This is a genomic window from Paenibacillus sp. FSL R10-2734, assembly GCF_037963865.1.
GTDB lineage: Bacteria > Bacillota > Bacilli > Paenibacillales > Paenibacillaceae > Paenibacillus_AQ.
Map to the genome: position 1 here is coordinate 2,759,797 of NZ_CP150170.1, position 26,197 is coordinate 2,785,993.

Consider the following 26,197-nt stretch of genomic DNA (forward strand, 5'->3'; position numbering starts at 1 on the left):
TTTCTTTCATAAATGATCTCAAAAATGAATAATGTTGCCCTTTCTTGCAGCCATCTATTCATCTTGATCCATAAACTAACAACTAAAAATGGTTTGACAGAAAAGGGGATATTAATAATGAAAATTAACATGAAGTTTACCAGCAAGGGAAAAGTCGCTATAGAGAATTTTAATAACGAGGAATTGCTGGAGATCTTCGCACGATACATCAAGACATTGTCCAAAAAGTATGATATCGAAGTTGATGTTCCTCTTGAAGAGAATCAAAATATTGTTGGTGATGGCGCTGTAATCGCGACTGCACAAAATGTGAAATGTGATGTTGAGACTTTCTTTAAAGAATTGGGTAGAGATATTAAAGTTCCCCTGAAGAAAAGACTTGGCGGGAAATTGGAGAATGTATTCAAAACAGAAATTACAGAATAGAGCATTACTTTTATCCGAGATTGAACATCATACGTTTCATATAAAGAAGGTAGGGCCTCCTAACGGCCCTACCTTCTTTATGTTTATGCAGTTAACATGTAGAGTAGCAAAGGACTTTAAAGTAGTAGCTAGTGAAAAATTTATCTTATGTCGACATGATTTTATTAGTGTATGGGGATTTTATACGTTGTCTGAACCAATGAGATTTCTACTTCTCAAGACATCTTTAACAATATCAATGAAATCGGGTAAAGCGTGAGATTCAATCGCTAACTCATAGATTTTTAGTAAATCCTCGTCAGATATCGTTTCCAGCGATGAGGGGCGCGGAGAGGGATGAAAATAGTAATTCATTATGTTCCTCCATCATTTATGTTTTATTATACGTTTATGTATATGGTATCATTTGGAATAGAATCCGTCTCCTGTCATTCATCCTACGAATTTATCTTTACAACTTAGGATTATTATGGGATAATGGCTATTTTTGTGTGATTATAGGATAGATTACTTTGAATTTTAACAAGTAAAAAAAGATCCCGACATGTGAGTACATGCCAGGATCTTTCTAATCGGAGTCTTTCTTAAGAGAAGATAAGTACTTTTTTAGGCGAGGTTCATTGGACTCCGAAACAGTTGCGAATTGCTCGCCATGATTAAAACAAACGATTTTTCGTTCGGAATCATAGCCTTCGATGTTGTTTATGTTGACGACATTGCTGCGGTCAAGGCGTTTAAATCCCATACCCTCATACGCTGTGAAAAGATCGGAAAGAGTGGTGGGGAGAACAAATTCGCCTTCTTTCGTATGGACGAATATTGTATTCTTATAATTCGAGAAATACAATATTTCTTCCTCTAGAATATCACAAGAGGAACCGTCTTTCTGTAAGACACGCATCTTTTCCCCATCCTTGTTTAATTACTTACGCAATTCTTTTGGAATTTCTGGGCTGTGAAGTAATGGTTTTAAAATTGCTGCAAAAACTACAGCAGAAGTAGCTAGTACATTAGAAGCATAACGAGCTAGATTTTTCTTCATCTAAGTGACCTCCTTTGCAATGGAATAATAACTGTAAAGGATTGAAATAAAAATGCTAAGCCAATAACAGAAGAATAGATCCAGAAATTCAAAGCCACCAGAGTTATGGAAATTACTTTCAAGCCCAGATTCCATTCTTTAGGAATTTGCGCATTAGCATCAGGATTTGGAGCAAATAAGATCATTACAAGCAAAGAAAAGAGATTAATCCAAACTAAATGGTTATCTATTAGATAAGTTATATGAGGGATCAGTGAACATATAAATATAGATACAATATTGCAGGACCTTGCGGATTTTAAATGCACACCACCAGAAGACATTCTAAGGAGTATGAAGCTGAATAAGGCGAAGAATGTTTCCTTTAGCTGTCCAGTGAGCCCGCCAATGCATAACGAGGTTACAATAATTAATAAAGTATTCAGAATAATACTAAGGGCATAATGCATTATTTCAATGGAATGCGTTTGCTCTGGATTATTTTTCTTAATGACCTCAACAATTCTAAGTGCTAAAAGATTCATAGTTATTTCGATCCTTTTTGTAGGAGAAATAAAGATATCCCCATAATATTATTCCATAGAAAATTGGGATCAAGAAAAAGAAAAAGGATTCAACAAAGTAGGAAAGAGAAGTAATAATCATTAATGCAGGAAGATTAAGAATGAACATTATTTTTTCGTTGGTCGTTGTTTTGATTTTTACATCGGGTTTATCAGGTACAAAGTCAAATCCAATACGTTTATGGCTCACATACATACCAATGCAAATTACTGTTAAAGCTGATAAAAGTTGAAGTATAAAAACATTGATTGAAATATAGTCCAGTAAGGTTAAAGGCAACTTGGCAATAAATTTTAATAAATAATAAAGACTGGTTTGAATCACCGAGTATGCTTGATAAGCCATCCCCGTCAGTATGGAAGCATAAAAGGGATGAATTCGGAATAACAGCCACATTAAGAGAAACATTAGTGCATACTGTGAGAGAATATCTAATTGAAATAGGTGGTAGTTAGTTCGAAGTGAATAGGAGAAAAAACCCATTACAAAACTTCCGAACACCATCTCCTTATGATAGAGATCAATTTTGAAGATTTTAAAAGCTAAAAAGAAAATGGCATAGGTTTCTAGTCCTGAAAAAACCATGAAGAAAATAAAATCTAGCATGCCGACACTCCCGATGACTAGTTTAACAAATCTTAATATTGCAAGTATCATACATTATTAACTAAAATACAACTACCAGCACGTGATTTTCCCCCATATTTTTCAAAAATAATTCAATATGTGAGGTGTTTCTGTATGGATCAACGTCCAAAGAGTGATGAGTATTTGAATGAGCTGTCAAAGTATATCTCTTTAGTTCCGACAGAAGGGGACATTAGTACTATTTTTAGAGAGCAGACGGCTGAAATTTGTACTTTTATTGCGAACCTTACGGAAGAACAAGGGGACCATCGTTACGCTCCTGAAAAATGGAGTATTAAGGAAATGGTAGGCCATCTAGCGGATACTGGAAGGATTATGTCTTATCGTTTGCTGCGCGTCGCAAGAGGAGATACGACCCCGCTGGCGGGCTTTGAGGAAAAGGACTATGTACTTACCGCGAATTTCAAAGCGCAAACTTTAGAAAAGCTACTGGCTCATTACAAGCTTGTCCGAGAGTCAACGCAAGCCCTTTTGGATACGCTGCCGCAAGAAGCATGGACTCGTAGGGGGATTGTTAACGAAGGAACCATCTCCGCGAGAGCAGTGGCCTGCGTAATGATTGGGCATGATCTTCATCATTTGAATATTCTTAAAGAAAGATACCTTGTTTAAGCGAGTAACATTTCTATTAGTGTATAAAAAAGCATTCCAGAGGCCAACGCGGCTTCGGAATGCTTTTTTAACTTAAAATATATATTTGGGGCCCCCCGCAAAGTACCTGAGTACGCATCTAAGCAAAGCTTCACTTTGTGGAGATATTTTTATAGCGGAGGATTCTTGTGACATTTACGGCACACCGGATAGTAGGCTTCGTTGCCGCCGATTTGGATTTGCTTGCCGCTGTATACAGGCTTACCATTCTCTACTCGTAGAGCCATCGTAGCTTTGCGCTCGCAGAACCAGCAGATCGTCTTCATTTCCTCAATTTTATCAGCGTAAATCAGCATATATTTGCTGCCTTCAAATAGCTGGTTCTGAAAATCATTTTTAAGTCCAAACGCCATAACTGGAATGCCCAGTTCATCAACGATCCGTACGAGCTGGAGAATGCAGTCCTTGCTTAGAAATTGACATTCATCAATAAGTACACAGTGTGGTTTGGGCTTATTGCTGCTGACGATGTTATAAATATCTGTATTCTCGTCAACGGGTATTGCTTGTTTTCGCAGCCCGATGCGGGAGGATATAAAACCAACTTCGTCCCGATTGTCTATGGATGGAGTGAAAATGAGCACCGATTTCCCTTGCTCTTCATAATTATGCGCAACCTTGAGTATCTCAATAGATTTACCGCTGTTCATTGCTCCGTATTTGAAAAACAATTGTGCCACTTCCATCTATCCTTTCGTTAAGCCAATAATCTGATCGTAAAAATGCGACCTTATTAGAGTATCATATTCGTGACATCTGTATCCAGTGAAAACATTGCGATAGAATTGAATGTGGTATGATAAAAGGAATCAAGTGATTGGAAAGGAAGTAATTAGTGTGACTGAAAAAATAGAAGAATACAAGGAACGGATAGCCCTGATTCAGCAGAATGAAAATCTGTCTAGCGAGGCTGAGACTTTGCTGGAAGAGATGATGGCAGATTTGGTGGAATTGAATCGAAGCAATAAAGCGCTGCGGCGGGCGATTATGAAAACTGGGCAGGCCTCCACGATGTCGACTCGTTTAAGGGATGCACTGTACGAATAGAAAAAGAGGGTATGCAAATGAGTTTGATTTTCTCTTTTCTCAAAAAATATAAGGTCGCGGCAATTGCTGCCCTAGTGATGATGTTTATTGAACTAACGGTGGAATTGTCACAGCCTTTACTCATTTCCAAAATTATTGATCAAGGCATTAAAGAACAAAATTCCTCTGTGGTTTGGCTCTGGGGCGGTGTATTGATCGGCAGTGCGGTAGTCGCGTTTATAGCCGGGGTACTAAGTTCTTTTTTTGCTGCCCATGCAAGTCAAAGCTTTGCGTTCGATCTAAGGGACAAATTATATGCAAAGGTACAATCCTTTACCTATGAGGTGTTTAATCGGTTTGCTACTTCATCGCTGATCACGCGTCTGACCGGCGATGTGTCGCAGCTGCAGGACACTATATTTATGAGCCTTCGCTTTATGACACGAGTACCGCTAGTTGTGGTGGGCAGTGTGATTATGGCATTGGTCGTTCATGTGAAGCTGGGATTATTTTTAACTGTAGCCCTACCTTTACTAATTCTCTTCCTCTATTTCATCATGAGAAAAGCATCTTTGTTATTTCGCAAGGTACAAAATCGGCTCGACGGTGTGAATGGTGTAATTCAGGAGAATCTTACGGGCATTCGCTTAATCCGAGTGTTCGTGCGTATGGGACATGAGATTGGGCGCTTCACGGTATTTAGCGGGAATTTGATGAGATCTACGGTATCTGCGCTACGTTTGACGGAGACGACGATGCCTTTTGTAATGCTTATTGTGAATGCAGCGATTATGTCGATCCTATGGTTTGGACGGATTGAGATTGCAAACGGGGATGCCACTTTAGGTGAAACCGTTGCAGTTATTAATTACTCTTTACGGACCATTGGAGCGTTGTCTGCTATATCTGGCCTTGTTGTAACCTTTTCCCGTGCACGTGCCTCATCTCAGCGTATTACAGAAGTGATGGAAGCTGGAGCTGGGATTCGTGAAGGAGGGACTTTACAAGGTGAGCCTATTCAAGGCAAAGTTAAATTTGAAGGCGTTTGCTTCAAGTACCCTAACAGTGATATCTCTGTCCTGGAGGACATTACTTTTGAAGTTTCTGCTGGTGAACGAGTAGCGATTATGGGAGCAACCGGATCAGGGAAGTCTTCTCTTGTCGGTCTAATCCCGCGTTTATATGAAGAGACAGATGGCAGTATTTTTATTGACGGTGAAAAGAGTACCGATATCGATATTTCCAGACTGCGACGAGCGATTGGTTATGTGCCTCAGGAATTGCAGCTCTTCAGCGGATCTATTCGCGATAATATCACATGGGGCAATGAACACGCCACACTGGAACAAATCGAGCAAGCGGCAGCTGCCGCACAAATTCACACAACAGTGATGGATTTGCCCAAAGGTTATGACACGATGCTGGGTCAGCGAGGGGTTAATCTGTCTGGTGGTCAAAAGCAACGATTAACGATTGCTCGGGCACTTGTAAGAAAGCCAGCAATTTTGATCCTTGATGACAGCACCAGTGCGCTTGATGCGGTTACGGAAGGGCGCTTGCTGGAGGCACTGAAAGACATATCCTGCACAACCTTCCTGATTACCCAAAAAATCAGTTCAACGGCATCTGCCGATCTGATCCTGCTGCTGGACGAAGGGCGCTTAATCGGCAAAGGCTCACATAAGGAGCTAATGGCAAGCTCTGAGCTGTATCGAACAATTTATGAATCACAGGTAGAGGAGGCGAAGCAGCATGTTCAAAGCATTACTTGAACCCTTTCGTCACCCTAAACCCGTAATTGAGCTTGGAGCAGGAAGAAGCCTTGGTTCAGCTGCTGGAGGGAAGCCAAAAGCAAAGGCGAAGGACTGGGCTGGCACACTGATGCGGATATGGAGCTATCTTGCCGAGCGTAAAGCTAAGCTATTTCTCGTTCTGTTAATGGTAGTCTTCAGCTCGGCTTTAGCACTGCTCGGACCTTATATGATTGGTAAAGCCGTGGATGATTATCTGGAAGGCACAGGCGGACGATCGTGGACGATTTTTCTGATCAGCCTAGCTAGTGTGTATATCTTCTATTCTTTAACTTCTTGGCTGCAAAATATATGGATGATCGAAATCGCTCAGGAGACCGTGTTTCGGATGCGCACAGAGTTGTTTTCCCATCTGCATCGTTTGCCTATCTCATTTTTTAACCGGAGACAGCAGGGCGAAATAATGAGTCGGCTTACCAATGATATTGAGAACGTTAGCTCTACGCTGAATAGCTCTGCCATTCAGATCTTTTCCAGTGTTTTGACGTTGCTCGGAACGGTTGGTGTAATGCTGTGGCTCAGTCCTCTTCTGACACTGCTCACGTTCATGGTAGTGCCCTTAATGTTATTTGGTATGCGCTGGATTACTCGGCGTACGGGTCCGCTTTTTAAAGAACGTCAACGCAATGTAGGTGAGTTAAACGGTTATATTGAAGAGACGTTATCCGGACAACGGATTATTAAGGCTTTTTCACAAGAGGAGCGGGTCATCACTGGCTTTCATGAGCGCAACGAGCGAATTATGCTCTCTGGATATTGGGCACAGTCGATTTCTGGCTTCATTCCTAAGCTGATGAATGGACTTAATAATCTGAGCTTTGCTATTGTTGCTGGAGTCGGTGGTTTGCTAGCGATTCGCGGGGCGATTACGGTCGGAGTGATTATCGTATTTGTTGAATACACGCGTCAATTTACTCGTCCGCTTAATGATTTAGCGAATCAGTGGAATACGCTGCTGTCGGCGGTTGCGGGAGCGGAAAGAGTATTTGAAGTGCTGGACGAAGAGACGGAAGCGAAAGATGAAGGTGCAGCCACTTCGCTTGATAAAGTTGAGGGTGCGGTGAAGTTCGAAAATGTATCTTTTTCATACGACGGAGGATCTAACACGCTGCATGATATTAGCTTTGAAGCGAAGCCTGGCGAAATGATCGCCTTAGTGGGACCTACCGGTGCCGGCAAAACAACACTTATCGGGCTGTTATCCCGTTTCTATGATCCTAATCAGGGTAAGATTACGCTGGATGGCTTAGATGTCACTTCGATTCGGCGTGAAAGCCTGAGGAGCCATATGGCGTTTGTATTGCAGGATTCTTTTTTGTTCAAGGGCAGCATCCGCGATAATATTCGTTACGGGAGACTGGATGCTACCGATGAAGAGGTCGAAGCGGCGGCCAAGCTGGCTAACGCTCATTCTTTTATTATCCGCATGCCTGAGGGATATGATCGGATGCTCTCAGCAGATGGAAGCGGCATAAGCCAAGGACAGAAGCAATTGCTATCCATTGCAAGGGCCATTCTTGCCAACCCTTCCATGCTTGTCCTTGATGAAGCGACTAGCAGTATCGATACAGTGACTGAAATCAAGATCCAGGAGGGACTTCAGGCGCTGATGAAGGGACGGACCAGCTTCGTAATTGCCCATAGATTAGGTACTATCCGCGCAGCTGACCGAATTCTTGTTCTTCAAGGGGGCAGATTATTGCAGCAGGGCTCTCATGAGGCGTTGTTGAAGCAAGGAGGCCTGTACAGCGAGTTGGTGCAGGGTGGCCGGAGAGCGGCGCTTGATAAAGCTGACCATTAAGCTGTGCATAAAAAGGCGAGAGTTTTCACGGAGTCGCAAGTTGCGTCTCTGAAAACTCTCGCCTTTATGTATTGTGTGGGTATTAGATTTCGATTTAACCTTTTATGAGCTGAATTCCATTGTACAAAGTACAATGAGGGGGTGATTTAGCAGCTTAGGAGATCGTTTCCTGCGCTGCAGCTTGTTTCGCTTTTTGCTTCTCCTTGAACCGAGGGCCAACATAATTGCGTTTGCGATCTCTTGTTAGAATCCATCCGCCAAGGAAGGTCATACCAGCTGCAAAAAGTAACAGTCCACCACCGAAATGCAGCCAAGCGAAATCCGGCACGACGGTGTCGTCGCCATGCATGGATATGTAATTAAAAATATCGTCTTTCATCATTAAGAAGCCCTTCATTGCAATTAAACCAGGAAACACAAGAATAAGGATGGCAATGAAGCGTGAAATTAACAGTTTCATAAGTGTCTCCTACCCCTCTTAACCCATTGGATTCATCCATATGATAACGCTTTAGTAAGAAAAAGTCCATTTGGATATGACGTTTATAAGTTTTGTAATACTCTGAAAAGAGAGTACAATATACATTGTAAAATGAACTTACGTGTAATGACTGGAGGATACATATCATGACAATTTCATGTGACGTGGCCATACTTGGCGGAGGAACCGGGGGATATGTGGCGGCCATTCGCGCTGCACAGCTTGGAAAGTCCGTCGTCGTCATCGAGATGGACAAACTGGGAGGAACCTGCCTGCACCGTGGCTGCATTCCAAGCAAATCGCTACTCCGAAGCGCTGAGGTATATGCTGAAATCAATGAGAGCGAGAGCTATGGCATTGAGACAAGCGGTGTACAACTTGTATTCCCAAAAGTACAAAAGCGCAAGGAAGCGGTAGTTGAACAACTTCATCAGGGCGTACAATATTTGATGCGCAAAAATAAAATACAAGTTATAAAAGGGAAGGGACGCGTGACTGGTCCTTCTATTTTTTCCCCGCGCAGTGGTGCTGTAGCTGTTGAACTAGAAGATGGTGAAATGGAAACAGTAGTCTCTAGCCATCTTATTATTGCTACTGGATCTCGTCCTCGTGTATTACCTGGTTTGGTGCCAGACGGGAAAGCTATTCTTAGCAGTGATGAAGCACTCACGCTTGAAGAGTTACCCTCTTCCATCATTATTGTTGGTGGCGGAGTAATTGGTGTGGAATGGGCCTCTATGCTGGCTGATTTCGGAGTCCAGGTTACGGTGGTGGAAGCTGCAGGTCAGTTGCTGCCACAAGAGGATGAAGAGGTAGCTAAAGAACTGCAACGCTTATTGAAAAAACGTGGCGTTAAAGTATTGACTGAAACTACAGTGGAAGCTGCAAGCTGCAAGGTAACGGAGGATGGAATTTCAATCGATGCCCGTAAGGGAGAGCAGACTCAAAGCCTATCCGCAGAAAAGCTGCTTATCTCCGTAGGTAGAGTAGCCAATATCGAGAATATTGGTCTGGAAAACACAGATATTCGCTTTGATAAAGGAATTATTTCTGTAAATGCTAATATGCAGACGGCTGAGCCACATATTTATGCGATTGGCGACTGTATCGGTGGACTTCAACTAGCTCATGCGGCCAGTCATGAAGGCATTAGGGCGGTTAATCATCTTTCCGGGGAGAAGCTTCATCCTTATCATACACATCTTGTACCGCGTTGTGTCTATACACGTCCAGAAGTAGCGAGTGTGGGTCACACTGAGAAGGAAGCTAAAGCATCGGGACATGATGTTGTGACTGGCAAATACCCCTTCTCGGCCATTGGCAAGGCGATTGTATACGGCCAGAAGGACGGGTTTGTTAAAGTTGTAGCGGATCGGAGCAGTGGAGATATTCTTGGTGTGCAAATGATTGGGCCACATGTTACGGATCTAATTGGGGAAGCAGCACTGGCTCAACTGCTGGATGCAACACCTTGGGAGATTGGTGAAGCCATTCATGCTCACCCTACACTTTCGGAGATCATCGGAGAAGCAATGTTAGCTGTAGATGGAAAATCTATAGGGATTTAGCTTTTCTTTTTGGGTGGAAAGGGATTATAATAAACTCAAGCCAAGTCTTAGTACCAGGTTTTAAGATCAGGATACAATTGGTCTTAAATCCTGTAAGACTTCAGGCTTTATGAATAAGGAGGTATCTCTTTATGGAACCCCAAGGTACTGTAGAAACGATTAACAGACATAAGCAGCTTGGATTAAGTGACGGCCAGGTCATCGATATGTACAGATATATGCTGCTCGCACGTAAATACGACGAGCGCAGTCTGCTGCTTCAGCGTGCTGGCAAGATTAACTTTCATGTCTCCGGTATTGGCCAGGAGGCGGGTCAGGTGGCAGCAGCATTCGCGCTGGACCGGCAGAATGATTATTTTTTACCTTATTATCGTGATTATGCTTTCGTACTCTCCGTGGGTATGACTACTCGTGAACTGATGCTGTCTGTGTTCGCGAAGGCAGAAGATCCGAACAGTGGTGGACGGCAAATGCCAGGCCACTTTGGTAGTAAGCGTCTGCGTATTGTGACAGGCTCAAGTCCTGTAACCACGCAGGTCCCTCATGCGGTTGGTTTTGCATTGGCAGCCAAAATGCAGAAAAAGAAATTCGTCTCATTTGTAACCTTCGGGGAAGGTTCAAGCAACCAAGGCGATTTTCATGAAGCTTGTAACTTTGCCGGAGTGAATAAACTGCCGGTTATTATTATGTGTCAGAATAATCAGTACGCCATCTCTATTCCTGCTCACAAGCAGCTTGGCGGCAAGATCAGCGACCGTGCACTGGGCTATGGATTTCCAGGGGTGCGTGTAGATGGCAATGACCCGCTGGAAGTTTATCGTGTCGTTAAAGAAGCTCGGGAAAGAGCACTTGCGGGTGAAGGTCCTACGCTAATCGAAGCGATGATGTACCGTCTGTCTCCACACTCCACCTCGGATAATGATTTGGCTTATCGGACCAAAGAAGAGGTTGATGAGAACTGGAAGAAGGACGGCGTAGCAGGATTCCGAAATTACCTGATTGGTCTGGGACTTTGGAGTGACGAGCAAGAACAAGATCTTATTGCTGAGTGCAATCTTGAGCTTAAAGCGGCTATCGAATATGCTGACAACGCTCCGTTCCCGAAACCGGAAGATACACTGCTGCATGTATACAGTGATTCCGACCTGAAAGGAGGCGTATAAACCATGGCTATAATGGAATATATCGATGCTATTCGGCTTGCGATGAAGGAAGAAATGGAACGCGATGAATCCGTGTTCGTGCTTGGTGAAGATGTGGGTCTAAAAGGCGGCGTATTTACCACAACGAAAGGTCTGCAAGAGCAGTTTGGGGAAGAGCGTGTACTGGATACACCGCTTGCGGAATCAGCTATAGCTGGTGTGGCGATCGGTGCGGCCATGTATGGTATGAAGCCGATTGCTGAAATGCAGTATTCCGACTTCATGCTTCCAGCAACGAATCAAATTATTAGTGAAGCGGCTAAAATCCGCTATCGTTCAAATAACGATTGGAATTGTCCGGTTGTCATTCGTGCGCCTATCGGCGGCGGTGTGTTCGGCGGTCTGTATCATTCGCAGTGTCCGGAATCGATTTTCTTCGGTACACCTGGATTGAAGATTGTCGCACCATACTCTGCTTACGATGCTAAAGGATTACTGAAAGCAGCCGTACGTGATCCTGATCCGGTGCTATTCTTCGAGAATAAGAAGTGCTACAAGCTGATCAAGGAAGAAGTGCCAGAAGGCGATTATACGGTTCCTATTGGCGAAGCCAATTTGCTGCGGCAGGGGACGGATATTACGGTTATTGGCTATAGTTTGCCATTGCATTTTGCGATGCAAGCTGCAGAGGAATTGGAGCGCGAAGAAGGCATTACAGCGCATATTCTGGATCTACGGACCTTGCAGCCTCTAGATCGTGATGCGATCATAACAGCTGCTCGTCAGACCGGGAAGGTATTGATTGTGCACGAGGACAATAAGACAGGCGGTATTGGCGGCGAGGTGGCGGCGATTATCGCTGAGCATTGTCTGTTCGAACTAGACGCGCCGATCTTCCGTCTATGTGGTCCTGATGTTCCGGCTATGCCAATCAGCCCACCAATGGAGAAGTTCTTCATGCTTAGCAAAGAAAAAGTGAAGGCGGAAATGCTTCGACTGGCGCAATATTAAAATAGTTGAGTGGACGCGAAGCTTCGTGAAACTTAAAGATTATGCTTACGAAGGCAAGTTTTACTGCGGAGTATTACTAAGAAGCGAAGCTTCGTAAAACTTAAGATTAAGCTTACGAAGCAAGTTTTACTGCGGAGTATCTCTAAGAAGCGAAGCTTCGTAAAACTTTTAAGGAGTGAAAAGATGTCTGACAACCAAAAGTTGACTGACGTGATCATGCCGCAGCTGGCGGAATCGCTAGTATCGGCGACGATCGGCAAATGGCTGAAGAAACCGGGCGATCCGGTAGAGCAATACGAACCAATATGTGAGCTTATTACAGATAAGGTAAATGCTGAATTGCCTTCAACGATAGATGGAGTTATGGGTGAACTATTAGCGGAAGAAGGTCAGGTTGTCAATGTCGGCGAAGTCATTTGTCGTATTGCCGTGCCTGTGACTGCATCTGCTGCTGCAAACGTGACTAACACTAACACAGTTGCAGCTAATTCCTCTAATAATGTTGCAGAACAAAATGCGACTTCAACTGCTAACGATACGATGCGTGCACGCTACTCTCCTGCGGTACAGACTTTGGCGGCTGAGCATAACATCGACCTGACTTTAGTTATGGGTACTGGTATGGGTGGCCGAATTACCCGTAAGGATGTGCTGGCCTTCATCGAAAGTGGCGGAGCTACATCTCCAGCTTCGATTTCTGCTAGTCAACCAACCCCAGTGGTGTCACAACCGCCTGCTCCACAGTTCGTTCAAGCCCAAGAGAAGAAGGCGGAAGAGCCTCTTCGCCATTCGGGTCTACATTTGAGCGAATCTCCTCGTATTCCAACAATTGAAGTCGAGGGTGGACGAGGCAGCAGTTCGGAATACCTGATTGATGTAACACCAATCCGGAATACAATCGCTACAAGAATGCGCCAAAGTGTCTCGGAGATTCCGCATGCTTGGACAATGATTGAGGTAGATGTGACTAATCTGGTCGCACTGCGCAATAAACATAAGGATGAGTTCAAGCGTAAAGAAGGTATCAATCTAACCTATCTGGCTTTCATGATGAAGGCTGTTGTGAGTGCGATTAAGGATTACCCGATTATGAACTCTGTCTGGGCTGTAGACAAAATTATTGTCAAACGTGATATCAATATCTCGTTAGCGGTAGGTACTGAAGATTCGGTTATCACTCCTGTAATTAAGAAGGCTGATCAGAAAAACGTTGCCGGGCTGGCACGTGAGATTGATGAATTGGCACAAAAAACCCGCGAAGGCAAACTGAGTCTGGAAGATTTGCAGGGAGGGACTTTCACTGTAAATAATACCGGCTCATTTGGCTCCATTCTTTCTTATCCAATCATTAACTATCCACAGGCAGCGATTTTAACGTTTGAATCGATTGTAAAAAGACCTGTGGTCATTAACGATATGATAGGTGTAAGATCAATGGCTAATATTTGTCTGTCGCTGGATCATCGGATTCTGGACGGAGTGATTTGCGGTCGTTTCTTGCAACGCGTCAAGGATAACATTGAAGGATATACCCCAGATACGAAACTTTACTAAAAAATAATAACGAGCCAAACTGTGCAGGCATGAGACTGAAAAAGGGGACCTGACGGTATGAATAATTCGGATATTCGTAAGCTGCAGATTTCATATGACCCTATTATGGAGTATGGGGAGGCTTGGGATCTGCAAAAGGAAAGTGTGCACGCCATTGATGCTGGTGAGCAACCGGAACGATTGATTCTTTTGCAGCATCCGCCTACCTATACTATTGGTTCACAGAATCATCCCGAACATCTTCTTCTAGATGAAGAGCAGCTCAAAGAAAAAGGAATTGCGCTGTTTGAAATCGACCGGGGAGGAGATATTACATATCACGGACCGGGTCAGCTTGTAGGTTATCCGATCCTTATGCTCGGTGAAGAAGGTAAGGTGGATTTACGCGGGTACTTGCGCAGTCTGGAAGCAGTGATTATTGATTATTTGGCATCCTACGGAATTGTAGGGGAACGGAAGCCGGAATATACAGGGGTATGGGTTGGTGACGAGAAAATCTGTGCTATTGGCGTCAAGTTTAACAAAAGCAAATTCCGAAAAGGGTTCGTTACCAGCCATGGGTTTGCTTTTAACATTACTGAAGGGATCTCTGGACACGGCTTTCAAGGAATTATTCCATGCGGTATTACCGAATTTGGAGTAACCTCACTAGAAGAATGTGCAGGTCGTCGATTTGAGCTTCAAGATGTGGCCAAAGAATTGGTTCCATATTTTCTAAGACACTTCCCATATGAGGAGCAGGGTGAGTCCTTCAGCGATATGGCTGTGGCTGATTAATCAACAAACAGACAAGCCAAATAGCGGCAAGGGAATCCCTAGCCGCTATTATCAATGTTCCTTGTGCAGTGTTTAACCCGCAAGGAAAGGCTCGATAACCATAAAGAGCGTAGAGGCAATCATGGCGAACAACATGACGTAGATGAAGATTTTGAACCACTTATTACGTTGCATGAGTAACTCCTTTAGATTTAGTTTAAGTTAATATCATAAAGATGGTCTTGCTGTACAACCATTGTAACGTATTCACGAAAGAGAGGGAAGTCCAGTGATTTCACAAGACAGATTGATTAAAGAATTTATGGAACTTGTCCAAGTTGATAGCGAAACAAGAAATGAACGGCAGATTGCCGATGTGCTTAAGAGCAAGTTTAACGCTCTAGGATTAGAAGTTACCGAAGATGATTCCCAGGAAAGAACCGGACATGGCGCAGGTAATCTATTCATTAAATGGCCAGCTGAGAACGGTGGAGCAGCACCAAAGCTGCTGTTCACTTGCCACATGGATACGGTTGTTCCTGGACAAAATATCAAGCCTACACTTGGCGCGGATGGATGGATTACAAGTGACGGAACTACGATTCTCGGAGCTGATGACAAAGCAGGGCTCGCTGCACTGTTCGAAGCGATTCGAGTAATCCAGGAGCAAAAGCTGCCGCATGGTCAGATTCAGTTCGTAATTACTGCGGGTGAAGAATCTGGATTGCTAGGTGCACGTTCGATGGATCCGAGTAACTTGGATGCAGATTTCGGTTTCGCACTTGATTCTAATGGTGAAGTCGGAGCGATCGCAGTTGCGGCACCTACACAAGCTAAAATTACGATGCAAATCTTCGGAAAATCTGCTCATGCAGGTGTTAATCCAGAAGACGGCATCAGTGCGATTCAAGTAGCCAGCAAAGCGATTGCTGCTATGAAGCTTGGTCGGATCGACAACGAAACGACTGCGAATATCGGTAAATTCGCTGGAGGCGGCCCTACGAATGTGGTGTGCGATCACGTTCAACTGGATGCAGAAGCACGTAGTATCGTGCAGGAGAAGGTGGGCGATCAAATCGCTTCGATGCGTGAAGCACTGGAGACCACTGTCCGCGAATACGGTGCAGAATGCGAATTCCGCAGTGAAATTATTTATCCAGCTTTCAGCTTTAATGAAAATGATCCAGTGGTACAGCTTGCACAACGGGCTATCACTTCTATGGGTCTTACGCCGCGTCTGTTCCACTCTGGTGGAGGAAGTGACGCTAACGTCTTCAATGGCCTGGATGTTCCGACCATTAACCTTGCTGTAGGTTACGAACATATCCATACCACTAAGGAACGGATTAAAGCCGAAGACATCGTTAAGGTGGCTGAGCTTGTAGTGAATATTGTTAAAGAGAGCGTAAAGGGCTAACCTTCGCATAAGACAGCAGAACAGCGATCCTCACTAGAGGATTGCTGTTTGTTTTTTTATGAACAAGTTTGCTTTACAGGGTAAGGGGAGCGCGAAAAAGCCGCATATAAGGTCATCTGTGTCCGATAGCCTTGAATCATAATCTAGCGCTGAGGATATCGGACCCAAATGACGTTATTAGCAAAAAAAACGTCTTTTGAGCAGAATTTTCGGACTCCAGTGCAGCTATGGCCCATGAAAAGCTTGTTTAATGGGGATTTTTATGCCAATAACGCCGCTATTGGACCTCTGTCAAGAAAGTGGACAGTCACGAAACAGATTTTCCAGTAAATTGCTCAGCAAAACGAACGGGGGAAAGATACCCCAGCGCACCATGCATTCGCTTGCGGTTATAGTAAAACTCAATGTATTGAAAAAGCGCCTGGTAGGCTTGCTCCTTGGTTTTGAAGCGTGGATTGCAATAGATAAGTTCCTTCTTCAAAATGCTGTGCCATGACTCGATACAGGCGTTATCGTAACAGTTGCCTCTGCGGCTCATGCTGGATTCCATGCCGTATTCCTTCAATTGCTTAGCGTATTCATGAGAAGTATATTGAGAACCTCGGTCGGAGTGATGCAATAGGCCCTTTTTGGGTCGTTTGGCTGCGTAAGCATCTTGCAAGGCACCCAAAACCAGGCTAGTTTCCATATGGTTCTCCAGACGCCACCCTACAATTTCACGCGTACAAAGATCCATTACACTGGCTAGATACAAGCGTCCACCTCGGCAAGGAATATAGGTAATATCCGTGACCCATACTTTGTTGGGTTTAAGGATCTTAAATTGTTGGTTTAAAGTGTTCGGAGCGATCGGGTGGTCATGATTGGAGTCGGTAGTTTGCACGCGATACGTTTTACACACAACGGAACGAAGCTTCATTTGTCGCATATACACGCTTACAGTACGCTCGGTAATGGTGTAGCCTTCTTGATGTAACAGGACGGTGATCTTCGGACTCCCATACCGCTTATGATGATCCGCAAAATGATACTGAATTCGCTTCATTATGGCAGTCCTACGAAGCTTTTGTGTATTGGTTTTTTCTAACCGCCACTTGTAGTATCCGCTCCTTGACACCTGTAGAGACATGCACATCTTCTCCAAGTGGAACTCGGAGCGATGCTTTTCAATAAACTGGAATCTTAGTTCCTTGGTTTGCTGAAGATGTGCACTGCTTTTTTTACGATCGCTAATTCTTCTTCCACATCAGCGATCTTATTATCTTTTTCTTGAAGTTGGCGACTCATTTCTTTCAACTGCGCCTCAAGTTCTCGTACTCGATCCCTGCTGGCTACCGGTTCATTCTTCAGTTCTCGGTATTGGCTCATCCATTGATGAAGAGTACTTTTAGGGATGTTGAGCTCTTCGGCCAAGTCACCTACCGTCTTCGTTTGATCTTGAATGAATTGCACCGTCTGTTTCTTGAATTCTTCGTTATACCGTTGTCGATGTTCTCCCATGTGAACACACCTCCGTGGACTCATTATCGGTCAGTCTGTTAACTGGTGTCCACTTTTAATTCTAACTCCATATGGTCCGTTAGCATCCTAAAATTGCGAAAAATTCGCATATAAGGTCATCTGTGTCCGAAGACTGCAACGAGCGCAACCTCGCGATCTAAACGAACTATGTCCGATAGCAGCATGGTCCATACACTCGTAATCAAATGGAACGAAGATTAGTATTCTGATTCAGCAGTGAGAAGCCCAAATTTAAGGGGGGCCCCAGCAGCCATTTTAAGGCTTTTAGGACACCCCTATATTTGGATTTGCATGTATGATTAAATCCTTATGGAAAGAATGAATTCATCCTGCTTTGGTGGGGATGATCTTGGATTGATCCTTTAGGGATAGAATGTACGATAGCGGCATATCGCGTCCATACTGCTCTATCCACCTAGTTAAGATGGCCTTGATTTCCTCCGGTTTACCTACCATTGTGACTGCAGATGAGCTTGTACGGCTGAAGATTTCGTTCATTTGAAATTCCTTCTTTCCCTTTAAGTTTGCTATAATACACCGTATGCAGAACAGAGATAAAGGAGACCAGAAATTTTATGGGAAACCAACATTTATACAGTAAACCAGAGCTTGACGAAATAACGCTGTCTACACAGCCTGTATTTGATGGGAAAATTATATCTTTGCAAGTGGACACTGTGAGACTGCCCGACGGTAATACCGCAACACGTGAAGTTGTGAAGCATCCCGGCGCTGTAGCAGTACTGGCTCTGAATAACAACAAAATGCTTGTTGTGGAGCAATACCGTCAGCCTATGCACCGCACAGAGGTGGAGATTCCAGCCGGTAAGCTGGATAAAGGTGAAGATCCATTAGTTGCGGCTGGTCGTGAGTTACAGGAAGAGACAGGTTTTCATAGCGGAGATTTGAAGCTACTTAAATCGTTCTATACTTCCCCCGGCTTTGCCGATGAAATTATACATTTGTACGTGACTACTAACGCTCAATCGGGGGACATGTCGCTTGACGAGGATGAATTCTTAGAGGTCTCGGAGCTTACTTTGGAGGAAGCCTATCAATATATAGCGGACGGACGCATCGCGGACGCGAAGACGATGATGGCGGTGTACGCTTGGCATTTATATACGCTGACAGGCCAATGGAATTAACACCTGAACTGAAGAGCTTCTATTGCGATCTGCATGTTCATATTGGACGAACGTCGGAAGGACAAGCGGTCAAAATTAGCGGCAGCCATGAGCTCACCTTTGCTGGAATCGCTAAAGAAGCCGCAGAACGCAAGGGACTTGAGATGATCGGCATTATTGATAGTCATTCACCTGGCGTATTGCGTGATATGGAGCGTTCCTTGGAATCAGGAGAGATGACGATAGCTGAAGGTGGAGGGATCACTTACCGGGGGACCACGATCATTCTGGGAGCAGAGATTGAAATCCGTGAACCTGGGCGAAAAGAGTGCCATGTACTCGCCTTCATGCCGGACGTGGACCGTATGTCAGACTTTAGTGCTTGGATGAGCCGTCATATGCGGAATGTGAATCTTAGTTCCCAGCGCCTCTATGCACCCGCTAGGGAGCTTCAGGATGAGATTTATGGCCGTGGGGGCATTCTAATCCCTGCACATATTTTTACGCCTCACAAGGGCTTGTACGGGTGCACTGCGGAACGGATGGCGGACATCTTTGATCTGGATCGTATAGCTGCAGTTGAGCTTGGGCTGAGTGCAGATTCGGAAATGGCTGGTTACCTCTCTGAGCTGGATGACTTCACCTTCCTAACGAACTCTGATGCGCATTCACTAGGCAAACTAGGGCGCGAGTATAATGTAATGGATTTGGCACGACCTTCGTTTGCTGAACTGCGGCTAGCACTTGAACGTAGGGAAGGACGGAAGGTAACTGCCAATTTCGGACTTAACCCCCGACTTGGCAAATACCACCGGACCTACTGTGGAGGCTGTGGCAGTATTATTGACGAAGCTTATGTCACATCGGAGCGCTGCCAGTATTGTGGCAGTCTTAAATTGGTGCGGGGTGTATTCGACCGGATTCTTGATATCGCTGATCGCAAGACACCTGTAGTACCTGCAAACCGCCCGCCATATCATTATCAGGTTCCGCTTGAATTTATACCGGGCCTTGGGAAGGCTAAGATGAATGCTTTGCTGCAAGCTTTTGGCACCGAGATGAACATTTTACATGGTTGTGGTGAAGCTGAAATTGCTAGTGTGGTAGGAGCGGATTTGGCGGCTATGATCGTTCAGGCTCGCTCAGGCGTATTGGAACTATCAGCAGGCGGAGGAGGGACGTACGGTAAAGTCGTACAGCCCAGAAAGTAGCGTTATTACGTGAAGGACAAGTCATATCGCAGGGCGTTTTCTCATATGGTGTAACATGTAACCGGAAAGGGGAACGTCTCGATGCGTAATTTAAGGCTGATGATGAAGGAACAGACGCCTCTGTATATTTTTGTCGGCGTGTTATTTCTGGTGGGTGTTGTATTTGGGGCTCTTATCGTTAGTGCGCTTACGATGGATCAGCAACAGGAGCTGGGGGATTATCTGGGGAATTTCTTTGTAACGGTTGATCAGCAGGGTCTACCAGCAGCACCTGATTCTTACTGGAGTATAGCGGCCTTAAATCTGAAATGGATCGGGCTGATCTGGATCCTTGGGTTATCAGTCATTGGGCTGCCGGGAATCTTGATTCTTGATTTTCTTAAAGGGGTATTGATCGGCTTTACGGTCGGTTGTCTAGTGAGTCAATATTCATGGCATGGGATGCTGTTCGCACTAGTCTCTGTGGCTCCGCACAATCTGGTGCTGATCCCTGTGCTGTTAGTAAGTAGTGCGGCGGCGATCGCCTTTTCCTTGCAGATGATTCGTAGCCGAGTGTTAGGACAACGCCGGACGCCGGTGACCCGACCTTTTACAATGTACACGATATTGTCACTTGTGATGGCACTGTTGATTTTGGGCATTTCTAGTTTTGAGACCTATGTCACGCCGATCATGATGCGCTGGGTTACGCCCTCACTTGTACAAGCGGTGACGACCTTGGGCTTGCAGTAAAAGCGTTTGACTTCTCAAAGCGACACCCCCTATAATGGAAGAAGTGGTTTGAAGACCGGTGAGGTAATTTTCCAAGGGGGAGGGAGACAATGGAAGCCCGGATAGACAAGATTAAGCAACAGTTACAATCCCAAGGATACAAGCTTACACCCCAACGGGAAGCGACCTTAAGAGTGCTGCTGGAGAATGAGGAAGATCATCTTAGTGCAGAAGATGTATTTATGCTTGTGAAAGAGAAAGCTCCCGAGATCGGTCTTGCGACTGTATATCGTACCCTGGAACTGCTTAGCGAGCTTCATGTCGTAGAAAAGATTAACTTCGGTGACGGTGTCGCCCGTTATGATCTGCGAACAGATACTTCGAAGCACCATCATCATCATTTGATTTGTGTGCAATGTGGTAGTATGGATGAGATCCGCGAAGATTGGCTAGGTCCGTTAGAAGAGCGACTGGAGAAAGAATTTAATTTCACAGTGCTTGATCATAGACTTGATTTTCATGGGATATGCTATCGGTGTAGCGATAAGAATAATACAAACGGAAATCCGTCCTAAGTTATCTTATAATGAAATTCAATTCATAAGCTCTTTCCGGTTTTTTTACCGGAGGGAGCTTTTTAAATGAGTGGTCCATAGGAGAAATACATATCAGTCCATTTTGGTGCATAAAGTGAAGGACGAGCAGATCTTAACTGTTCGTTAGAGGGAGGCGTCCATATGATCGTTTCTGTGCCCAAAACAGTTCGAAAGCTGTATTTTATGATCATGTTTGTGGCTCTAAGCTATTTACTCTACTATGCTATGAGCTGGCTAGGTGAATGGATTAGTCCGATAGAGAATTATGGAATTCCTGAAGGCACTGCCGTTCGGGCATTTGATCATGCCGATCGTGGTGATGATGGTTTGGATACAAGGCAGCGCTTGCGTTTCTATTACTGGTACGGAGAATGAAAGCTCTATGGGAAGCAGGAAAAAGCGAGAAGAATGTCGAAGAAAGCTAGAGTGGATTCATGCAGCGTATACTAATTGTACACATCTGCAGAAACCTCTTGCTGAATGTGCTGCAGGAAGTCACTATGAGTAGCTGCGCCAGGACAGGAGCGTGAAATAATGAAGTCACACTTGCAGCCGTTTTTACATTATTTGTCCGGAGATAAAGGTTTGTCCCCGAATACACTGGAATCTTACGGTAGGGATGTATCGCAGTTTCTAGAGTTTGCTGATGAGCGGGGGGCTAGGCAGCCTGATGAGATCCGAAGATCTCATGTGATGTTATATCTTGGCTCATTACGCGGAGCGGGACGAGCAACGGCAACGTTGAACAGGAACGCAGTATCTCTCCGTGCTTTTTTCCATTATTTGCTGAAGGAACGTTTGATTGAGCAGGATCCAACACTGGATATGGAGACCATGAAGCCTGATAAGAAACCTCCTATGGTGCTTACCATTTCGGAAATTGAGCAGTTGTTGGCTGCGCCGGATGTGAGTACGCCACAAGGGGTACGTGACAAGGCGATGCTGGAATTGCTCTATGCAACAGGCATTAAGGTCTCTGAATTAATCTCGCTTAACGTGGACGATGTGCATACGGATATGAAATTTGCACGTTGTACAGGAAATTCTGGCAAGGAACGGGTGGTTCCCATTGGAACCATTGCTGCTGAGAGTGTAGCGGCTTACACTTCACTTATGCGGGACAAGCTGCTTCGTGATCATCAGGAGGAGCCAGCCATGTTCCTGAATAGTCTAGGCGGGAGATTAACTCGGCAAGGCTTTTGGAAAATCATAAAAAAATACGCGCGGGAAGCAAACATTGAGCAGGATATTACACCACATACACTTAGGCATTCCTTCGCAGCCCATCTACTGGAAGGCGGAGCAGATTTGCGTTCCGTGCAACAAATGCTGGGCCATGCCGATATTTCGACGACTCAGATTTACAACGGTATCGCCCGTAAGAATATGAAGGAAGTATATGAGAGTCACCATCCTAGGGCTCGCTAATTCTGCTTCAAAGATGCTTTTTGTGAGTAAGATGGTTATGATGGAATCATACTGAAAGGATAGACTGGGGAATACTCCGCAGGTTATCCTTTAGCAGAAACGGATACCTGATAAGCGGTACATTGTATCGCTAGCTTCGGAAGCGTATGTCTTCTGGAGACGGTACAGCCGTTTCTTCTTGTTGGTACGAAAGTATAATTTATATTAAAAAAAGGAGTGAAGACAACAATGTCCTCATTTAAACGAATTGGTTTTATTGTTCTAGATAGTGTTGGTATCGGTGAAGCGCCAGATGCTGCAAATTTCGGTGATGCTGGGTCGCATACGCTTGGTCATATATTGGATCGTGTTCCTGGATTGAAGCTGCCTAATCTACAACAGCTCGGGTTAGCTAACATTGCTCCGCTGCCGCCACTTGAACCTGTAACTTCTCCAACAGGGTACTACGGCAAAATGCAGGAAGTATCAGTAGGTAAGGATACGATGACAGGACACTGGGAGCTAATGGGGCTAAAGATTGAAGTTCCTTTCAATACGTATCCTGATGGCTTTCCAACAGAATTGATTGAGAAGTTCGAAGCGGCAACTGGACGTAAGGTGATCGGTAATAAACCGGCATCTGGTACGGAGATTCTAGTTGAATATGGCGAAGAGCAAATGAAAACAGGGGCTTGGATTGTCTATACCTCCGCGGACAGTGTATTCCAGCTTGCAGCACATGAAGATATCATTCCACTCGAAGAGCTGTACAGCGCGTGCAAAATAGCCCGTGAATTAACAATGGCTCCTGAATTCTCTGTAGGTCGCGTCATTGCTCGTCCTTATGTTGGAGAACCGGGGCATTTCGTTCGGACGCCAAATCGGCATGACTATGCTGTGAAGCCGCCAGAACCAACGGTAATGAATGCGCTGGCTGATATCGGGAAAGATGTTATTGCGGTAGGTAAGATCAACGATATCTTTACAGGAGAAGGCGTTACGGCTTCTTATCCTACGAAGAGTAATGAACACGGAATCGAAGTTACCATTGAGCAGCTTCGTCAACCGTTTGATGGCTTCCTGTTCACAAATCTGGTGGATTTTGATTCCCTGTATGGACACCGTCGTGATCCGGAGGGTTATGGCCGTGCACTGGAAGTATTCGATCAGGCTTTGCCTGAAATTCTATCCACACTTGGTGAAGATGACCTGTTGATCATTTCTGCAGACCATGGCAACGATCCAATCCATAGTGGAACTGATCATACCCGTGAATATGTGCCTCTCTTAATTTATAGCCCACGGTTTAAACAACCGGAAAGCTTGGGTATTCGTGAGACCTTCTCTGATGTTGCCGCAACCATTTCCGATAACTTTGGAGCGAAAGCACCGCAGTATGGGACAAGCTTCTTAGCGAAACTGCAATAAAGGTATGTAGGGTTTCTCCAATACATCAATTCAGGAGGATCATCCATGAGCGCATTAACTCAACAAGAAATTCAAGAAGCAGCCATTTATATAAAAGACAAATTTCCGGTGGCTCCGGAAATTGGATTGATCCTTGGGTCAGGTCTCGGTGTGTTAGCAGATCTTATCACTGATGGAATCAGCATTCCATATGATGAGATTCCTCACTTCCCTGTGTCCACTGTAGAAGGACATGAGGGCGAACTATTGATCGGTATGATCGAAGGACGCCGAGTAGTGATGATGAAGGGCCGCTTTCATATGTATGAAGGTTACGGACCTGAGGTAACGGCATTCCCTGTACGGGTGATGAAAGAGCTTGGTATAGCCAGCCTACTAGTAACTAATGCTGCTGGTGGAGTGAACACAGATTTCACGCCGGGTGATCTGATGCTCATTACAGATCATCTTAATCTGACTGGACGGAACCCGTTAATAGGACCTAATGATCCTGCACTTGGAGTCCGATTCCCAGATATGTCGTCTGCCTATAGTCGCCGCCTAATCCAGGTAGCGAAGGAAACGGCAGCTCAGCAGAATTTCGAGTTCAAAGAAGGCGTTTATGCTGGTCTACTTGGACCTTGCTACGAAACGCCTGCTGAAATCGTAATGCTACGTCTTCTAGGTGCTGATGCTGTGGGCATGTCTACTGTATCGGAGACCATTGTTGCCCGTCACGCAGGTATCGAGGTATTGGGTATCTCCTGTATTACTAATATGGCAGCGGGAATCCTAGATCAACCTCTCAATCATGAAGAGGTGATGGAAACTGCTGACCGTGTGCGTGAGCGTTTCCTGAAGCTGGTCTTGGGCTTTATTCCGAAAATGTAATTTCGGGTACTGCATTTTAAGTTACTGGGAGGTCATATGTAAGATGAGAGCTGTCGATATTATTCAGAAAAAAAGAGATGGCGGAGAGCTGAGTCGTGAGGAAATATCCTTCCTAATTCAGGGCTTCAGTAAAGGTGAGGTTCCTGATTATCAACTTTCCGCTTGGGCAATGGCTGTTTATTTTCAAGGCATGAACGCTCGGGAGACCGGCGATCTAACGATGGAAATGGCGATGTCTGGTGATCAAGTAGATCTAAGCCCAATCGCAGGGATTAAGGTCGATAAACACTCCACAGGCGGTGTTGGAGATAAAACAACCGTGGTGCTTGCACCGTTGGTAGCCTCTGCTGGAGTACCAGTAGCGAAAATGTCCGGCCGTGGACTTGGTCATACCGGAGGCACACTAGATAAGCTGGAGTCGATCAGTGGCTTCTCTGTAGAGATGGATCGCGAGCGTTTCTTTGATCAAGTAGGAGAAATTGGAGCGGCTGTTATTGGTCAGTCGGGCAACATTACACCTGCAGACAAAAAACTGTATGCACTGCGTGATGTAACAGCGACAGTAGAGTCCATTCCACTAATCGCAAGCTCTGTGATGAGCAAGAAGATTGCGGCAGGTGCAGATGCCATCGTACTGGATGTCAAGACTGGTAGCGGGGCTTTCATGAAGACACTCGATGATTCTATTGCGCTTGCACAGGCGATGGTTGACATTGGCACACATTTGGGTCGCAATACCGTTGCGATCATTAGTGATATGGACCAGCCACTTGGATACGGAATTGGCAATGCGCTCGAAATTAAGGAAGGAATCGAGACCTTGAAGGGGCACGGTCCGAAGGATTTGCAGGAGGTCTGTCTTATTCTGGGCAGCCAGATGCTTGTTCTTGGTGGTAAAGCCAAGGACGAAGCAGAGGCTCGCTCGATTCTTATGACACATATTGAAGATGGCACAGCGCTGGAGAAATTCAAACAGATCGTGAAGGCGCAAGGTGGAGATGTATCACAAATCGATGATCCGGAGAAACTCCCTACTGCTAAGCGATTCATTGAAGTGAAAGCGAAAACTAAGGGATTCATTGAGGGTATTCAAGCAGAAGAAATCGGTATTGCTGCTATGCTGCTTGGTGCAGGACGTGAAACCAAGGAATCTGTGATTGATTTGGCAGTTGGTATTCAACTCGCTAAAAAAGTTGGAGATGCTGTCGAGATCGATGAGACACTCGCCGTATTGCATATTAACGATGCTAGTGAGCAGAAAGTAAAGGAAGCTGAAGGTAAGATATTAGAAGCTTACCGTATCACTTCTGAATCGGTTCCTCCGCTACCCCTGGTATTTGCGCTTGTTACGAAGGATGGAGTAACACGGTACTAGCCAAAGTAATGTAATTATTGTCATGACAAAGGCTGTAAATAGACAGTAAAACA

Annotated in this window: 31 protein-coding genes; 20 read left to right on the forward strand and 11 right to left on the reverse strand. The window is 44.9% G+C overall.

Annotation, left to right across the window (positions count from 1 at the left end; genetic code table 11):
- Positions 1-117 precede the first annotated feature (117 nt).
- Positions 118-426 (forward strand): hypothetical protein, encoded by a 309-nt coding sequence (locus NSS67_RS11940; protein WP_042190413.1) that lies wholly within the window; start codon positions 118-120, stop codon positions 424-426.
- A gap of 180 nt (positions 427-606) precedes the next feature.
- On the opposite strand, the gene sda is transcribed toward NSS67_RS11940, so the two are convergent.
- The 5 genes from sda to NSS67_RS11965 all read right to left on the reverse strand — a co-directional run bounded on the left by sda (position 607) and on the right by NSS67_RS11965 (position 2,638).
- Positions 607-780, reverse strand: coding sequence for a sporulation histidine kinase inhibitor Sda (sda, locus tag NSS67_RS11945; protein ID WP_339319731.1), 174 nt, complete (start codon positions 778-780; stop codon positions 607-609).
- Between the two features lie 214 nt (positions 781-994).
- Positions 995-1,327 (reverse strand): LytTR family DNA-binding domain-containing protein, encoded by a 333-nt coding sequence (locus NSS67_RS11950; RefSeq protein WP_339319732.1) that lies wholly within the window; start codon positions 1,325-1,327, stop codon positions 995-997.
- 21 nt (positions 1,328-1,348) lie between these two features.
- Positions 1,349-1,468: a cyclic lactone autoinducer peptide gene (locus tag NSS67_RS11955; protein ID WP_339319733.1), complete on the reverse strand. Its 120-nt coding sequence runs from the start codon at positions 1,466-1,468 to the stop codon at positions 1,349-1,351.
- Positions 1,465-1,992: an accessory gene regulator B family protein gene (locus NSS67_RS11960; protein WP_339319734.1), complete on the reverse strand. Its 528-nt coding sequence runs from the start codon at positions 1,990-1,992 to the stop codon at positions 1,465-1,467. Before NSS67_RS11960 ends, NSS67_RS11955 begins: the two co-directional genes overlap by 4 nt.
- On the reverse strand, positions 1,973-2,638 hold the full coding sequence (locus NSS67_RS11965) for a hypothetical protein (RefSeq protein WP_339319735.1): 666 nt from the start codon (positions 2,636-2,638) through the stop codon (positions 1,973-1,975). The genes NSS67_RS11960 and NSS67_RS11965 overlap by 20 nt, the downstream gene beginning before the upstream one ends.
- 135 nt (positions 2,639-2,773) lie before the next feature.
- Here NSS67_RS11965 and NSS67_RS11970 point away from each other — a divergent pair, with 135 nt between their 5' ends.
- Entirely contained in the window at positions 2,774-3,292 is a 519-nt protein-coding gene (locus tag NSS67_RS11970) for a DinB family protein (protein ID WP_339319736.1), read from the forward strand.
- 149 nt (positions 3,293-3,441) lie between these two features.
- Here the strand turns inward: NSS67_RS11970 and NSS67_RS11975 are convergent, their stop codons facing one another.
- Positions 3,442-4,011, reverse strand: a complete 570-nt coding sequence (locus tag NSS67_RS11975; protein WP_339319737.1) for a thymidine kinase — start codon at positions 4,009-4,011, stop codon at positions 3,442-3,444.
- Positions 4,012-4,168: 157 nt separating this feature from the next.
- Between NSS67_RS11975 and NSS67_RS11980 the strand changes: the two genes are divergently transcribed.
- Genes NSS67_RS11980 through NSS67_RS11990 form a run of 3 tightly spaced genes read left to right on the forward strand, consistent with a single transcriptional unit; the run spans position 4,169 to position 7,969 of the window.
- Complete coding sequence (locus NSS67_RS11980; protein ID WP_339319738.1) at positions 4,169-4,378, forward strand: hypothetical protein; 210 nt, start codon at positions 4,169-4,171, stop codon at positions 4,376-4,378.
- A 17-nt stretch (positions 4,379-4,395) separates the two neighbouring features.
- Complete coding sequence (locus tag NSS67_RS11985; protein ID WP_339319739.1) at positions 4,396-6,129, forward strand: ABC transporter ATP-binding protein; 1,734 nt, start codon at positions 4,396-4,398, stop codon at positions 6,127-6,129.
- Positions 6,110-7,969 carry an ABC transporter ATP-binding protein gene (locus NSS67_RS11990; RefSeq protein WP_339319740.1) on the forward strand — a complete coding sequence of 620 codons (1,860 nt, stop codon included), beginning with the start codon at positions 6,110-6,112 and terminating at the stop codon, positions 7,967-7,969. Before NSS67_RS11985 ends, NSS67_RS11990 begins: the two co-directional genes overlap by 20 nt.
- Before the next feature lie 154 nt (positions 7,970-8,123).
- Here the strand turns inward: NSS67_RS11990 and NSS67_RS11995 are convergent, their stop codons facing one another.
- A complete protein-coding gene (locus NSS67_RS11995) occupies positions 8,124-8,429 on the reverse strand; it encodes a DUF2627 domain-containing protein (RefSeq protein WP_339319741.1) in 306 nt (101 codons plus the stop codon).
- Positions 8,430-8,596: 167 nt separating this feature from the next.
- On the opposite strand from NSS67_RS11995, the gene lpdA reads away from it, so the two are divergent.
- The 5 genes from lpdA to lipB all read left to right on the forward strand — a co-directional run bounded on the left by lpdA (position 8,597) and on the right by lipB (position 14,502).
- Positions 8,597-10,018 (forward strand): dihydrolipoyl dehydrogenase, encoded by a 1,422-nt coding sequence (gene lpdA, locus NSS67_RS12000; protein ID WP_339319742.1) that lies wholly within the window; start codon positions 8,597-8,599, stop codon positions 10,016-10,018.
- A gap of 131 nt (positions 10,019-10,149) precedes the next feature.
- Positions 10,150-11,181, forward strand: a complete 1,032-nt coding sequence (locus NSS67_RS12005; protein WP_339319743.1) for a thiamine pyrophosphate-dependent dehydrogenase E1 component subunit alpha — start codon at positions 10,150-10,152, stop codon at positions 11,179-11,181.
- 3 nt (positions 11,182-11,184) lie between these two features.
- On the forward strand, positions 11,185-12,171 hold the full coding sequence (locus NSS67_RS12010) for an alpha-ketoacid dehydrogenase subunit beta (RefSeq protein WP_339319744.1): 987 nt from the start codon (positions 11,185-11,187) through the stop codon (positions 12,169-12,171).
- 183 nt (positions 12,172-12,354) lie between these two features.
- Positions 12,355-13,725 carry a dihydrolipoamide acetyltransferase family protein gene (locus NSS67_RS12015; RefSeq protein ID WP_339319745.1) on the forward strand — a complete coding sequence of 457 codons (1,371 nt, stop codon included), beginning with the start codon at positions 12,355-12,357 and terminating at the stop codon, positions 13,723-13,725.
- Positions 13,726-13,782: 57 nt separating this feature from the next.
- On the forward strand, positions 13,783-14,502 hold the full coding sequence (gene lipB / locus NSS67_RS12020; protein ID WP_339319746.1) for a lipoyl(octanoyl) transferase LipB: 720 nt from the start codon (positions 13,783-13,785) through the stop codon (positions 14,500-14,502).
- Between the two features lie 72 nt (positions 14,503-14,574).
- Here lipB and prli42 read toward each other — a convergent pair whose 3' ends face one another.
- Positions 14,575-14,676, reverse strand: coding sequence for a stressosome-associated protein Prli42 (prli42, locus tag NSS67_RS12025; protein ID WP_094872112.1), 102 nt, complete (start codon positions 14,674-14,676; stop codon positions 14,575-14,577).
- A 94-nt stretch (positions 14,677-14,770) separates the two neighbouring features.
- Here prli42 and NSS67_RS12030 point away from each other — a divergent pair, with 94 nt between their 5' ends.
- Entirely contained in the window at positions 14,771-15,898 is a 1,128-nt protein-coding gene (locus tag NSS67_RS12030) for a tripeptidase T (protein ID WP_339319747.1), read from the forward strand.
- Positions 15,899-16,205: 307 nt separating this feature from the next.
- Here NSS67_RS12030 and NSS67_RS12035 read toward each other — a convergent pair whose 3' ends face one another.
- From NSS67_RS12035 to NSS67_RS12045, 3 genes are all read right to left on the reverse strand, one after another.
- The gene (locus NSS67_RS12035; protein WP_339320580.1) at positions 16,206-17,132 is read right to left on the reverse strand and encodes an IS3 family transposase; all 927 of its coding nucleotides are present in this window, start codon (positions 17,130-17,132) and stop codon (positions 16,206-16,208) included.
- A complete protein-coding gene (locus tag NSS67_RS12040; protein WP_339314317.1) occupies positions 17,081-17,398 on the reverse strand; it encodes a transposase in 318 nt (105 codons plus the stop codon). Before NSS67_RS12040 ends, NSS67_RS12035 begins: the two co-directional genes overlap by 52 nt.
- Before the next feature lie 345 nt (positions 17,399-17,743).
- The gene (locus tag NSS67_RS12045) at positions 17,744-17,917 is read right to left on the reverse strand and encodes a hypothetical protein (protein WP_339319748.1); all 174 of its coding nucleotides are present in this window, start codon (positions 17,915-17,917) and stop codon (positions 17,744-17,746) included.
- A 77-nt stretch (positions 17,918-17,994) separates the two neighbouring features.
- Between NSS67_RS12045 and NSS67_RS12050 the strand changes: the two genes are divergently transcribed.
- The 9 genes from NSS67_RS12050 to NSS67_RS12090 all read left to right on the forward strand — a co-directional run bounded on the left by NSS67_RS12050 (position 17,995) and on the right by NSS67_RS12090 (position 26,144).
- Positions 17,995-18,567, forward strand: coding sequence for an NUDIX hydrolase (locus NSS67_RS12050; RefSeq protein ID WP_339319749.1), 573 nt, complete (start codon positions 17,995-17,997; stop codon positions 18,565-18,567).
- A complete protein-coding gene (locus NSS67_RS12055; protein ID WP_339319750.1) occupies positions 18,558-19,757 on the forward strand; it encodes an endonuclease Q family protein in 1,200 nt (399 codons plus the stop codon). The genes NSS67_RS12050 and NSS67_RS12055 overlap by 10 nt, the downstream gene beginning before the upstream one ends.
- A gap of 81 nt (positions 19,758-19,838) precedes the next feature.
- Positions 19,839-20,489: a stage II sporulation protein M gene (gene spoIIM / locus NSS67_RS12060; protein WP_076284509.1), complete on the forward strand. Its 651-nt coding sequence runs from the start codon at positions 19,839-19,841 to the stop codon at positions 20,487-20,489.
- An 89-nt stretch (positions 20,490-20,578) separates the two neighbouring features.
- The gene (locus tag NSS67_RS12065; RefSeq protein WP_339319751.1) at positions 20,579-21,043 is read left to right on the forward strand and encodes a Fur family transcriptional regulator; all 465 of its coding nucleotides are present in this window, start codon (positions 20,579-20,581) and stop codon (positions 21,041-21,043) included.
- Between the two features lie 162 nt (positions 21,044-21,205).
- Positions 21,206-21,439 carry a DUF4227 family protein gene (locus NSS67_RS12070; protein WP_339319752.1) on the forward strand — a complete coding sequence of 78 codons (234 nt, stop codon included), beginning with the start codon at positions 21,206-21,208 and terminating at the stop codon, positions 21,437-21,439.
- 159 nt (positions 21,440-21,598) lie between these two features.
- Positions 21,599-22,492 carry a site-specific tyrosine recombinase XerD gene (gene xerD, locus NSS67_RS12075; RefSeq protein ID WP_339319753.1) on the forward strand — a complete coding sequence of 298 codons (894 nt, stop codon included), beginning with the start codon at positions 21,599-21,601 and terminating at the stop codon, positions 22,490-22,492.
- Positions 22,493-22,720: 228 nt separating this feature from the next.
- Positions 22,721-23,899, forward strand: coding sequence for a phosphopentomutase (gene deoB / locus NSS67_RS12080; RefSeq protein ID WP_339319754.1), 1,179 nt, complete (start codon positions 22,721-22,723; stop codon positions 23,897-23,899).
- Positions 23,900-23,944: 45 nt separating this feature from the next.
- Positions 23,945-24,769, forward strand: coding sequence for a purine-nucleoside phosphorylase (locus tag NSS67_RS12085; protein ID WP_339319755.1), 825 nt, complete (start codon positions 23,945-23,947; stop codon positions 24,767-24,769).
- Positions 24,770-24,812: 43 nt separating this feature from the next.
- Positions 24,813-26,144: a pyrimidine-nucleoside phosphorylase gene (locus NSS67_RS12090; protein WP_339319756.1), complete on the forward strand. Its 1,332-nt coding sequence runs from the start codon at positions 24,813-24,815 to the stop codon at positions 26,142-26,144.
- Positions 26,145-26,197: the final 53 nt, after the last annotated feature.